The sequence below is a fragment of the Phenylobacterium kunshanense genome, assembly GCF_003254525.1.
GTDB lineage: Bacteria > Pseudomonadota > Alphaproteobacteria > Caulobacterales > Caulobacteraceae > Phenylobacterium > Phenylobacterium kunshanense.
This window is the reverse complement of record NZ_QFYS01000011.1, coordinates 1-12326: the sequence shown is the minus strand read 5'-3', so window position 1 is coordinate 12326 and position 12326 is coordinate 1. Positions and strand designations below refer to the sequence as shown.

General features: G+C 70.6%; 10 protein-coding genes. 9 read left to right on the top strand and 1 reads right to left on the bottom strand.

What is annotated here, in order from left to right:
* Nucleotides 1–19 precede the first annotated feature (19 nt).
* Nucleotides 20–1462: a spinster family MFS transporter gene (locus DJ019_RS18690; RefSeq protein ID WP_111277907.1), complete on the top strand. Its 1443-nt coding sequence runs from the start codon at nt 20–22 to the stop codon at nt 1460–1462.
* Nucleotides 1463–1661: 199 nt separating this feature from the next.
* Nucleotides 1662–2057 carry a thermonuclease family protein gene (locus DJ019_RS18685; protein WP_165844079.1) on the top strand — a complete coding sequence of 132 codons (396 nt, stop codon included), beginning with the start codon at nt 1662–1664 and terminating at the stop codon, nt 2055–2057.
* A gap of 295 nt (nt 2058–2352) precedes the next feature.
* On the opposite strand, the gene DJ019_RS18680 is transcribed toward DJ019_RS18685, so the two are convergent.
* Complete coding sequence (locus DJ019_RS18680) at nt 2353–5313, bottom strand: class I SAM-dependent DNA methyltransferase (protein WP_111277903.1); 2961 nt, start codon at nt 5311–5313, stop codon at nt 2353–2355.
* A 120-nt stretch (nt 5314–5433) separates the two neighbouring features.
* Between DJ019_RS18680 and DJ019_RS18675 the strand changes: the two genes are divergently transcribed.
* The 7 genes from DJ019_RS18675 (at nt 5434) to DJ019_RS18645 (ending at nt 11467) form a co-directional block, all read left to right on the top strand.
* Nucleotides 5434–5703, top strand: a complete 270-nt coding sequence (locus tag DJ019_RS18675; protein ID WP_111277901.1) for a hypothetical protein — start codon at nt 5434–5436, stop codon at nt 5701–5703.
* 307 nt (nt 5704–6010) lie between these two features.
* Complete coding sequence (rnk, locus tag DJ019_RS18670; protein WP_111277899.1) at nt 6011–6424, top strand: nucleoside diphosphate kinase regulator; 414 nt, start codon at nt 6011–6013, stop codon at nt 6422–6424.
* 139 nt (nt 6425–6563) lie between these two features.
* Nucleotides 6564–8075, top strand: coding sequence for a spinster family MFS transporter (locus tag DJ019_RS18665; protein WP_165844078.1), 1512 nt, complete (start codon nt 6564–6566; stop codon nt 8073–8075).
* A 209-nt stretch (nt 8076–8284) separates the two neighbouring features.
* Nucleotides 8285–8953 (top strand): PEPxxWA-CTERM sorting domain-containing protein, encoded by a 669-nt coding sequence (locus tag DJ019_RS21055; RefSeq protein ID WP_165844077.1) that lies wholly within the window; start codon nt 8285–8287, stop codon nt 8951–8953.
* Between the two features lie 102 nt (nt 8954–9055).
* Nucleotides 9056–9712 (top strand): PEPxxWA-CTERM sorting domain-containing protein, encoded by a 657-nt coding sequence (locus DJ019_RS21275; protein WP_205854208.1) that lies wholly within the window; start codon nt 9056–9058, stop codon nt 9710–9712.
* 28 nt (nt 9713–9740) lie between these two features.
* Entirely contained in the window at nt 9741–11078 is a 1338-nt protein-coding gene (purB, locus tag DJ019_RS18650; protein ID WP_111277897.1) for an adenylosuccinate lyase, read from the top strand.
* A 65-nt stretch (nt 11079–11143) separates the two neighbouring features.
* Complete coding sequence (locus DJ019_RS18645) at nt 11144–11467, top strand: MmcQ/YjbR family DNA-binding protein (protein ID WP_111277895.1); 324 nt, start codon at nt 11144–11146, stop codon at nt 11465–11467.
* Nucleotides 11468–12326: the final 859 nt, after the last annotated feature.

Below are 12326 nucleotides of genomic sequence, written 5' to 3'. Positions count from 1 at the left end.
ACTGAGGAACACGCCCCCCATGACCGATGCCGTGTCCGACGGCGCCGCGCGCGAACCCGCGGCGGGCGCTGAGGCCCCGCCCTTCTCCAAGGGCTACACCAGCTATGTCATGTGGCTGCTGCTCGGCATCTACATCATCAATTTCCTCGACCGCCAGGTGCTCAACATCCTGATCGAGGACATCAAGCTCGAGCTGCATCTCACCGACACCCAGATGGGCCTGCTCGGCGGCCTGGCGTTCGCGATCTTCTACACCATCCTCGGCATCCCCATCGCCCGGCTGGCCGAGCGCAAGAACCGTGCGGTGATCATCGGCTCGTCGGTGGCGGTATGGAGCGGCTTCACCGCCCTCTGCGCCACGGCGGGCAACTTCTGGCAGCTCCTGCTCTACCGCGTCGGCGTCGGCGTGGGCGAAGCCGGCTGCACGCCGCCGGCCCACTCCCTGATCGTCGACTACGTGCCGAAGGAAAAGCGCGCCTCGGCCCTGGCCTTCTATTCCATGGGCACGCCGATCGGCGGCCTCCTGGGGCTGATCATGGGCGGCCTCGTGGCCGACGCCTATGGCTGGCGGACGGCGTTCCTCGTCGCCGGCGCGCCGGGCCTGATCTTCGCCCTGCTGGCCGTCTTCACCCTGAAGGAGCCGCGCGCCCGCCTCGCCCGCCACGCGGCCCAGGTCCAGGCCGCCAGCGCCACCTTCAGCGAGACCGTGCGCTACCTGGCCGCCAAGCCCACCTTCTGGTTCATCGCCATGGCGGCGGCGGTGAAGGCCTTCATCGGCTACGGCCACGCCCCGTTCACCGCCTCGTTCTTCTTCCGCAACCACACCGAGGAGGTCGGCCGCCTCGCCGCCTTCTGGGGCGACCTGCTGGGCTTCGACCTGCAGTCGCGCGGCTTCGTGGGCCTGGCCCTCGGCATCATGAGCGGCATCGCCGGCACCGTCGGCGCCATGGCCGGCGGGGTCATCGCCGACCGCTTCGGCAAGAACGACCTGCGCGCCTACATGGTGACGCCCGCCATCGCCAGCCTGCTGACCATCCCGATCTTCATCATCGCCGTGACGGTGGATTCGGCGGTGCTCGCCTTCTGCCTGCTGGCCATGAACGCCTTCCTCGGCACGCTCTGGTACGGCCCGGTCTATGGCACCGGCCAGTCGGTGGCGCCGCCGCACATGCGCGCCACCACCGCGGCGCTGCTGCTGTTCATCATCAACCTGATCGGCCTGGGTCTCGGCCCGCTGGCGGTCGGCGCGGTGTCGGACCTGTCGGCCAACATGATCCTCGCGGACACCGGCCTGACCGTGCAGACCTGCCGCGGCGCGGTGGGCGAGGCCAAGGCCGCCTGCGCCGCCGCCTCGGGCGAGGGCGTCCGCTGGGCGCTGATCCTCTCCACCCTCTTCGGCCTCGTCGCCTTCTTCGGCTTCTGGCGCGCCCGCAAGACCATCCGCGAGGACGTCGTCAGCTAAGGGGGCCCGGTCCGCCCGCTCTCCCCCTGCGCCGCCCGCCCCCTGCGCCGCCCGCCCCCTGCGCCGCATGAGTCGCCGCCGGTTCCCGGCCGCCACGCCCAGGTCCCCCCGGGGGCCTGGGCGGGCACGGCTTCCCCGCCGCAGTCAGCCGCTCACCCTCGGCGTCCTCACCGCGCTGCTGATCGGCGGCGCAGTCGCGATGATGGCCACGCCCCCCGATACGCCGCTCACGCCCGAGGCCCGGATCAGCGGCCGGCCCACGCGCATCACCGACGGCGACACCCTGCGCTTCGGCGCCCACCGCCTGCGCCTCTCCGGCATCGACGCGCCCGAGATGTCGACGCCCCACGGCGAGCCCGCCCGCCGCCACCTCGCCGCCCTCGTCGCCACCCGCGGCCCCATCGCCTGCCAGGACCAGGGCGGCCGCACCCACGGCCGCATCGTCGCCCGCTGCCGCACCGCCGACGGCGCCGACCTGGAGACCCTGATGGTCGAGGCCGGCTGGGCCACCGACTTCACCCGCCACTCCCACGGCCGCCACCTCCCCGCCCAGCTCCGCGCCATGCTGGACGGCAAGGGCATGTGGGCCCGGTGAGCCCCTAACCTCCCCTGCGAAGCGGGGGAGGGGGACCACGAAGTGGTGGAGGGGGCGGCGCCCCCAGCCGAACCGCTGACCCTCACCTCCCCCGTTCACGGGGGAGGAGGACCGCCCGCCGAGGCCGCAGGCCGAAGAGCGGGGGGTGGAGGGGGCGAGCCCCCTGCCAGGGCCTCGCCGCCGCCCCGCGCCGCAGGCGCAATCGTCCACGAACCACACCAACCACACGAACCTCGCCGCGCGGACCTGTCCCGTTCGTGGGGTTCGCGTGGTTCGTGGACGAACAGAGAGGCGCCTACCGCCCCGCCGCGGCCCGTTCCTGGTTCAGGGCGAACAGCCGCTCCAGGATCTCGTCGTCCGAGAGGTCGGCGGGCCAGCCGTAGGCGGCGGCCACCGCCGCATCCAGCGCCTCGTGCGCCATCGCCAGCCAGCGGGGCCGCTCGTTGTAGAGGTTGGTCAGGGTGCGGGCCTTCAGCGCCTTCGCCGCCGCCTCGTCCTTCGGCAGGATGCGGTCGGGATAGCCGGGGACCACCTCGGGAACCCGCACCGTCAGGTCCGGCGGGTTCAGCCACGCCTCGCGCAGCTCGTTCAGCTTCCGCGCCGCCTCGGCGATGGCCTGGGCGCGCGGGTCGTCGGCGTAGTCGGCGGCGGGGATGTTGAGGGTCAGGCCCTCGGGGAAGGGGAAGGTCGAAAGGCAGCTCTCTGCATTGTAGGTCGGGTCATTGCCAACGCCATGCCAAGAGCACGTCGCAAGGGACCAGACTTCGTGGAGCCGCGAAGTCAAAATTCCGAAAGCAAGGTCGTCATCCCTGGCGATGGCCACGAGCCGACTGTCAGGAACGACGGCTTCGGGCAACCATACGAAGAAGCGGTGCTTTGCAACTCGGGGCGTAGCAATGAAGCGCGTTCGCCCGCTCAGCGCACGCCACATCCCGGGCCGAGGTTCAGCATGAATCCACCAACGAAGGCGATGATTGTCGCGTCGCAGGCCCTCTCTCTGCGGAAGGACATGCTCATTCACATGGGCAAATGGCGCCTCATAGAGCGCCGCCTCCTCCAGAGAGCAATCAATAGGGAAGAAGATGATCCAGCGATCGTCCCAGCGCCCAGTCAAGTGAGAGCCGTTTCTCCATTGCCGCAGCACGTCGCCATTGGGGCGTCCGTTTGGGTTAAGTGGCAGGCTTAGCCATGCTCTGGCCGTTTCGCCCTCGACGTCAAACGGGCCGCCCTTCTGAGTGCCGATAAAGCCAACGCCGGCATTCTGTCTGAGCGATGCCGCCTTTGTTACGTCGACGGCCGTACTTGTAAGGTTTGAATTGATGCGTTCCGCCAGCTTTCCGTTGAGGCGGCGTTCGACAAAACCCGCGCCAAAGCCAATCATTGAGACGCGAACATCGGCCCCATCGACAGCCCAGGGTTCGTCCGCCCAGGCCTCTTCCAGTGCCTCAGCATCACGGATTGCATCGACGACTCGCCGACTTGCTCCGTCTCGGATCGAGTTTGTGGTCACCAGCCCGACGCGCGTCGCCCGCCCGGCCTCCACCTGTCGCCAGCCCTTCTCGACCCAGTAAGCGACCAGGTCCGCTTCAGCCGGCACGCGCCCCTTGTAGGCCGCGAACAGCCGCTCGACCGCCGCGTCCCCCAGGCTGTCCCGCAGGCGCTTGCCGCCCAGGAACGGCGGGTTCCCAATGATCACATCCACCGCCGGCCACTCCGCCTCGGTCCCGTCCGGGTTCAGCAGGGCGTCGCGGTTCTCGATCTGGTCGAGGTTGGACAGCACCGGGTCGGGCGGCGGCTTGGCGGCCTTCTTCAGCACCCATTGCAGGTAGCCGATCCACAGGGTCAGCCGCGCCAGCTCGGCGGCGTAGCGGTCGAGCTCGATCCCGCGCACCGCCTCCAGCCCGACGCGCGGCAGGAAGCCGGTCAGGCCCAGGCGCTCGGCGTCCACGATGGCCCGCTGCTCGATGTCCATCAGCTCGTGCAGCGCCACGTACAGGAAGTTGCCCGAGCCGCAGGCCGGGTCCAACACGCGGAAATTCGCGAGACGCTCCAGCCAGGCCTCGACCACGTCCTGCGCCTCGCGCCGCGCCGCCGTCCGCCGCCGGTCGATGGCCGTCAGGGCTTTGCGCCGCTTGGCCTCCGCGTCCTGCGCCGCGCGCGGGTCGGCCCGCATCTGTTCGGCCGCCGCCTCCAGCAGCGTTTTTCGCTCCGCGTCGGCCGCCTCGGCCTTGGCCATCGCCGTCCGCGCGGTCTCCAGCGCCGCCGCCCATTCGGCCTGGAGCGGGCGCACGATCACCGGCTCCACGATCTTCAGGATCTTCTCGCGATCGGTGTAGTGCGCCCCCAGGGCCTTGCGCTCGCGACGGGCGCTGAGGGCTTGTTCGAACAGGGTGCCGAACACCGAGGGGTCGATCTGCGACCAGTCGTGCTCCTCGGCCGTGCGGCCGATCAGCTCCAGGTCGATGCGTTCCAGCGGCAGCACCGCCGCCCCGTCATAGAGCCCGCCGTTGAACCAGCGGATGAACTCGGCGCCGAAGAAGGTGTCGCCCTGCTGGGCCATCTTGCCGAACAGCTCGGAAAGCTGGCGCGTGGCCGCCTCGGGCCGCGTGGCCGTCGCCTTGATCAGGCGGGTGAACAGGTTATCCTTCAGCAGGTCCGCGTCCTCGGCGAACATGCAGAAGACGAGCTGGTTCAGGAAATGCGCCACGGCCCGCGGCTCGTGCCCGCGGTCCTGCAGCCGCGTCGACAGCTCCCCGAACCGCTCGGCGGCCTTGGCGGTCAGCTCCTGCGGGCTGATCCGGGGCTTCAGCTCGTCCGAGCCCTCCCACACCGCCCGCAACAGGTGCCGCTTGGCCGGCTCCAGCAGATCGTCGAGGGCGACCTCGTAGGTCTTGGGGACCGTGTTGGTCCAGTTGGTGTGGACGATGATCCGGTCCATGTCGGACACGACCAGATAGGGCGGGTTCTCCAGGTCGCGCGCATAGGCCGTCACCTGCCGCAGCGCCGCGTTCAGATCCTTGTGCTTGCCCTTGTATTCCCAGGCGAAACAGCCGCGCCGCCACACGTCGGCCCAGCCGTCCCCGCCGCCGACCTTCTCCGCGCCGCGCTCGAAGCAGTAGCGCTCGCCCTTGGGATCTTCGTCGGCGGGCGTCGGCACGCCCAGCAGCCGGCACAGGTCCAGGAAATGCTCCTGCGAGCCCTGCCGCTCCCGCAACTCGCTGTCACGCCACTTCGCGATGAAGTCCGCTGCGTTCATCCCGGCCCCGACTCTACGGGTCACAACTTACCCGCGCCGCGCGCCGGGGACAGCCTTTCGTGGCGGGAAGAATATGGGCAAGCTCAACACCTGCACCGAAGACGGAGCCTCGCACGCACGATGCCCGACCAGCTCAGCCTCTTCGGCGCCGGCGAGGGCCGGATGCAGCCGCCGGCGCGCAGCTACGCGCCCGACCCGGCCGACGTGCGCCGCCGCCTTCACGACCTGCTCGCCCTGGCGCGCGAGGCCAAGGCCATGCCCTGGCCCGACCGCGACGCCCGCATGTGGCAGACCGTCTTCCCCCAGATGGCCAACTGGCTTCCCGAGGACGAGGCCAACCAGCTCCGCTTCGAATTCGCCCGCGAGATCGAGCGCCTCAAGGCCGCCTGAGGCGCGAGCCCACGCCCCGTCCCCATGGTCCGTCTGGTCCTCATGGTCCGTGGTCTCCCCCCCTTGGCGTCCCCGCGCCGCCACCCCACATTGACTTTCACACCCGCACCCCGCCCAATGGCGCTCATGTTCGCCCGCCCCACCTTCGGCCGGTTCCGCTGCCACGGCGGCACGCTCCAGCAAGGCTCCTAGCCCCGGGCTGAACGCGCGCGCCGCGGCAGGTCCGGGGCGCCACACCTTTCAACTCACCACACCCGCCCGCGCCGCCCGGCGCGCGCCATCCCCATTTCCGCACAAGGAGACCGCCATGACCGGCATGGCCGCCCGCGCCACCGCGCGTCCCCCCATCACCGTCGGCGAGACCGACGCCGAGCGCCTGACCGCCCTCGCCCTCCAGGCCGAGGACCGCCTGCCCGAGGTGGCCGCCCTGCTGCTCGACGAGCTGGAGCGCGCCCGGGTGAAGCCCGACGCCAGGCTGCCGGCCGACGTGGTCGCCATGGGCTCCACCGTCGAGTTCCTGGACGAGGCCCATGGCGCGCCGCGCACCGTCCAGCTCGTCTGGCCGGGCGAGGCCGACATCGCCGCCGGCCGGGTCTCGGTGATGACCCACGTGGGCGCGGGGCTGCTGGGCCTGACCGCCGGCCAGTCGATCCTCTGGCCCGACCGCGACGGGAAGAAGCGCCCCCTGCGAATCCTCAAGGTCTCGCGGCCGGCGTCCTGACCCTAGCGCGGGAGGGCCCGCCCCTCCCGCAACGTCCCCCTATCCAAGGCCGGCGCCCCCGCTTAACGTCCGCGTCAACCACAACGACGGCGCCCGCCGCTTTCCGGCGGCGAGGCGTGCCCGGGGGAGACGAGACCGCGTGACCGACAAGGCCCAGATTCCGCCCGCCGCGCCCGGGGCGCCCAGCTTCTCCCCCGCCTACCGCAATACGGTGCTGTGGCTGCTGGTGCTGGCCTACACCTTCAACTTCATCGACCGGACGATCATCTCGACGATCGGCCAGGCGATCAAAACCGACCTCGGCCTCACCGACCAGCAGCTCGGCTGGCTGGGCGGGCTGTCGTTCGCCCTGCTCTACACCACCCTCGGCATCCCGATCGCGCGCCTGGCCGAGCGGACCAGCCGGGTGAACATCATCGCCATCGCCATCGTCATCTGGTCGGCCTTCACCGCCCTCTGCGGCACGGCGACCAGCTACGTCCAGCTCCTGCTCTACCGGGTGGGCGTGGGCGTCGGCGAGGCGGGCCTGTCGCCGCCGGCGCACAGCCTGATCAGCGACTATTTCGAGCCGAAGAAGCGGGCGACCGCCCTCTCGATCTATTCGTTCGGCATCCCCCTGGGCACCATGTTCGGGGCCATGGCCGGCGGCTGGATCGCCGAGAATCTGTCGTGGCAGGCGGCCTTCATGGTGGTGGGCCTGCCCGGCGTGCTGGTGGCCATCGCCATCAAGGTCTTCATCAAGGAGCCGCCGCGCGGCTGGGCCGATTCCCAGCTCGCCCTCGCCGAGGAGCGCCCCGGCGACCTGGGCCGCGAGGCCTCGGAGGCCGGCGCGCCGAACCCGGGCGCCGAGGCCGCCGGCCCGCCGCCCTCGATCCTGGCCGTCTCCAAGCGCCTGTTCGGCTCGTGGGGCATGTTCCACCTGGCGGCCGGCATCACCATGGCCAGCTTCGCCGGCTACGGCACGGGCAACTACGCCCCGGCCTACTTCATCCGCGAGTTCGGCCTGGGCCTCGGCATGGTCGGCCTGCTGATCGGCCTGGTGGGCGGCCTGTCGAACGGCGCCGGCACCCTGCTGGGCGGCGTCCTCACCGACTGGGCGGGCAAGCGCAGCGCGCGCTGGTACGCCCTGGTGCCCGCCATCGGCCTGATCCTGGCGACGCCGATCTACATCTACGCCTACACCCGCGACACCTGGCAGATCGCCATCGCGGTCCTGCTGATCCCCGGCATCCTGCACTACACCTACCTCGGCCCGACGTTCGGGGTGGTGCAGAACGTGATGGACACCCGCATGCGCGCCACGGCCGTGGCGGTGCTGTTCTTCGTGCTGAACCTGATCGCCCTGGGCTTCGGCCCGCCCTTCACCGGCTGGTGCATCGACCAGTTCGCCCGCGCCGCCTTCACCGCCAAGGGCATGGCCGGCGACTTCCTGGAGGTCTGCAAGGGCGGCCTCGCCCCGGCCGGCGCCTCGCCCGAGCTGGCCGCCGCCTGCCCCGCCGCCATGGCCGAGGGCACCCGCGCCGGCATCGTCTCGAACCTGCTGATCTACGCCTGGGCCGGCGTGCACTACCTGCTGGCGGCGATCACCCTGCCGAAGGACATGGCCCGGGCGAAGGCGCAGAGCGCTCAGGCCGCTCCCGCGGCAGCCTGATCAATCCCGCCGGGAACTATTCCGTCGCCTGTCGGTTGAGGGAGCGCTGACGCCTGAGCTGTAGGCGGCGGCGCCCCTCTGCCGCCCTGCTTTCTAGCATAACGGGAGAATGTGGGTTTCGATGCAGCTTTTGCTTGCAGCTTAACCCTAATGCGCAGACTGTAGCGCGGTGTCGGGGGCCACGGTTTAGTTCAGTAAGTGGGGCTGACATGCATAAGAGCGTAGTGCTCGCCATCACCGCCGCGGCCGCCATGGCCGGGGCGTCCACGTCGGCCCAGGCGGCGACGGTCCTCACCCTCGATGCGGCCAGCCTCTGCGGCAAGGGCGGCTGCTTCACCGAGAAGACCACCTTCCAGCGCAGCTTCTCCGGCCCGATGAGCATCTCGGGCCTGGCCATCGACAAGGCCATGCTGGGCGACCTCGGCAAGTACGCCGTGAAGATCACCTTCACCACCAAGGACGGCGCCGTCGTCGGCAACTGGGGCGCCTACACCCTCGCCGTTCTCGGCGGCGACGTGGTCACCATCGGCGGCCAGCCCCTGGACTGGGACGGCGCGGGCGGCGAACTGGTGCTGAACCTCGAGGTGCTGGTCCCGAAGCGGGGCGGCCTCGGGGGCGGCGGCGGCTTTGCCGGGGCGCCGTCGTTCGGTGGCGGTGGCGGCTTCGGAGCCGGCGGCTTCACGGGCGGCGGCATCGTTCTCGGCGGCGCGCCGATCCCCACCGGCCTCAACAATCCCCTGCCCGCGCCGCTGCCCTCGCCGGGTCGCGGCGTGTTCGCCGCCGCCATCCCGGAACCGGGGACCTGGGCGCTGATGATCGGGGGCTTCTTCGCCGCCGGCTCGGCCCTGCGCGGCCGCCGCCACCTCAAGTATAGTTAATTTACTCCTAACGGGAGAGTAGCGCTCGCTCCAGTGGGGCGAGCGCTTGCGATTCCACCCTGAGTCGACGAGCTTCACCGTGGAATCGAAGGGTGGCGAAACATGCGTACGGCTCTGAAGGCGATCTGCGCGGCGGCGGCCCTGACCGCCCTGGCGGCGGCCCCCGCGTCTGCGGCCACCATCCTCTCGGCCGGCTGGACCGAGGGCTGCGGCAAGACCACCTGCTTCAACGACAACGGCGTCTTCTCGAAGACCTGGTCGGCGGCCGGCGCGGCGGGCCCGATGACCATCGGCCAGCTCCTCCTGGAGCGCGGCGTCCTCGGCGCCCTCGACAGCAAGACCTTCCGGCTCAGCTTCCGGCTGAACGGCCAGGAGCTGGGGACCTGGGGCTCCTTCACCATGGGCGGCATCGCCGGTGACCAGCTCACCTTCGGCGGCCAGGAGTTCACCTGGAACCCCGAGGACGGCGACCTGGAGCTGATCCTCGAACTGATCCCGCCGCCCAAGCCGGGCGCGGGCGGCGTCTTCGCGTCCTTCGTGAACGAGGGGCCGCAGGGCGGCTTCCCCGACGAGGAGGAGCCGGGCGGCCTGCCCGGCGGAAACCCCGGCGGGCTTCCGGGCGGCGAGCGCGAACCGGTCCCCGGCGGAAACCAGACCACGGCCGTCCCCGAACCGTCCGCCTGGGCGCTGATGATCGGCGGCTTCGGCTTCGCCGGCGCTATCTTCCGTCGCCGCCGGACCCTCCAGGCCTTGACTTGAGGCAAGGGCGGGCGGCACACCCCCGCCCATGATCCCCCGCTACACCCGCAAGGAAGCCGCCGACGTCTGGGCTCCCCAGACCCGTTTCAAGATCATGTTCGAGATCGAGGCCCACGCCGCCGACGCCATGGCGGACCTGGGCGTGATCCCGAAGGAGGCTGCGCGGGTCATCTGGGAAAAGGGCCGCGACGCCATCTGGGACGCCGACCGCATCGACGAGATCGAGCGCGAGGTGAAGCACGACGTCATCGCCTTCCTGACCCACGTCACCGAGATCGTCGGCCCCGAGGCGCGCTTCCTGCACCAGGGCATGACGTCCTCCGACGTCAACGACACCACCCTCGCCGTCCAGCTCGTCCGCGCCACCGACCTGCTGATCGAGGACGTCGACCTGGTCCTGGCCGCCCTCAAGCGCCGCGCCTACGAGCACCGCCGCACCCCCACCGTCGGCCGCAGCCACGGCATCCACGCCGAGCCCACCACCTTCGGCCTCAAGCTCGCCGGCCACTACGCCGAGTTCCAGCGCGCCAAGGAGCGCCTGGCGATGGCCAAGTTCGAGATCGCCACCTGCGCCATCTCCGGCGCCGTCGGCACCTTCGCCAACGTCGCCCCCGAGGTGGAAGCCTACGTGGCCGACAAGATGGGCCTCGCGGTCGAGCCGGTCTCGACCCAGGTGATCCCGCGCGACCGCCACGCGGCCTACTTCGCGGCCCTGGCCGTCGTCGCCAGCTCCATCGAGCGCCTCGCCGTCGAGATCCGTCACCTGCAGCGGACCGAGGTGCTGGAGGCCGAGGAGCCGTTCGACGTCGGCCAGAAGGGCTCGTCGGCCATGCCGCACAAGCGCAACCCGATCCTGACCGAGAACCTCACCGGCCTCGCCCGCCTGGTCCGCTCGGCGGTGACGCCGGCGATGGAGAACGTCGCCCTCTGGCACGAGCGCGACATCAGCCATTCGTCGGTCGAGCGCGGCATCTGCCCCGACGCCTGCGTCCACCTCGACTTCGCCCTCCGCCGCCTCGCCGGCGTGGTCGAGCGGCTGGTGGTCTATCCCGAGAACATGGCCAAGAACCTCGACCGCCTCGGCGGCCTGGTTCACTCCCAGCGCGTCCTCCTGGGCCTCACCCAGAAGGGCCTCTCGCGCGAGGCCAGCTACGCCGCCGTCCAGCGCAACGCCATGAAGGTGTGGCGCGGCGAGGGGAACTTCCTCGACTTCCTGAAGGCCGACCCCGAGATCACCCTCTCGGACGCCGAGCTCGAGCAGCTCTTCGACCTCGAGTACCACTTCAAGAACGTCGACCGCGTCTTCGCCCGCGTCTTCGGCGACGAGGCCGAGACCATCCGCCACCTCGCCACCGCCGACTCCTGAGGCCCGGGCGCGGGGTTGACCGCCCCCGCCCGCCGGCGCCCTCATGGGCGGAGGAGCCTCCGCCCATGGCCACCCTCGACGACCTGCGCCGCCTCAGCCTCGCCCTGCCGGGCGCGCACGAGGTGACCTACAAGGGCGCCCCCTGGTTCAACGTCGGCAGGAAGACCTTCGCCCTCGTCTGGAACGACCGCGCGGTCCTCAAGCTCGACCGCGCCCACCAGGACCTCCTCTTCGAGATCCGCCCGGACGTCTTCCAGCCCTGCAAGGTCGCCACCGTCCACTGGAGCTACGTCGACCTCGCCGCCCTGGAGGACGCCGAACTCGAAACCCTCGTCCGCGAAGCCTGGACCCAGATCGTCCCGAAGAAGGTCAGCCGGGCAGCAGGCTGAACGCCCCCTTCCCGGGTCATCAAGTCCGTCGCGCCGGCGCGCCTCCATGCGCTTCCGAGATTTCGACCACCATCGCCGGCAACCGGACGTTCCGGACGTTGCAGAAGGGTTGAATGCGGGCGTTCTAGCTGGCCCGATCCTGCCTAAGGACACGCTGCCACCATGCGTAGCCGCGGGCGGTCAGAGCCGGCCCCACGAGCCCGACAAGTGCTGCACGCCACCCGATAGACCACCACCCAAACGGTGTCGGGTGCCCGGCGTCAAGCGCATCCCTGCCATCGATCATGGCAGTCAAATTGAACGGAAATCCTAGCCAGAGAAGTCCGGCGACGGCTGCGACCACGCCCGTCACAAGCCCACCGACGATGGCAGCCTGAGCACGACGCGCCTTTCGATAGGTCCGCACCGGTTCAGTCATTTCGGTCGTTCATGCCTCATCGCCCCGCGATACCAGCACAGTTTGCAGGCCGAGTGCACGCAACGTCCGAGAAGGGTCGAACGGGGCCTTTGCCTCACACGCCCAAAGCAGACGTTGCCACCAACCAGTCCGACCTTCACCTCCCCCGCGAAGCGGCGGGAGGGGGACCGCGGGCCGAGGTCGGCGAAGCCGGCCGTAGAGCGCGGGGTGGAGGGGGCGAGCCCCAGGCGCCGCGCCGGCCCCCGCCGTCCAATCCGCCGAGCTCCCGGCCCGCCCCCTCCACCAGCCGCTCTTCCCCCGGCTCGAGGCCGGGGTCGGCGGCCGGTCCCCCTTGTTTGTTGGCTGGCTGCTACAGTGGCGACGTCTTCCGGGACGCCCGCCTGGCGTAGCCGCGCCAGGCGGGCTGTCGGTGGAGGGGCCGTGTCCCCCAGAGCCTTACGG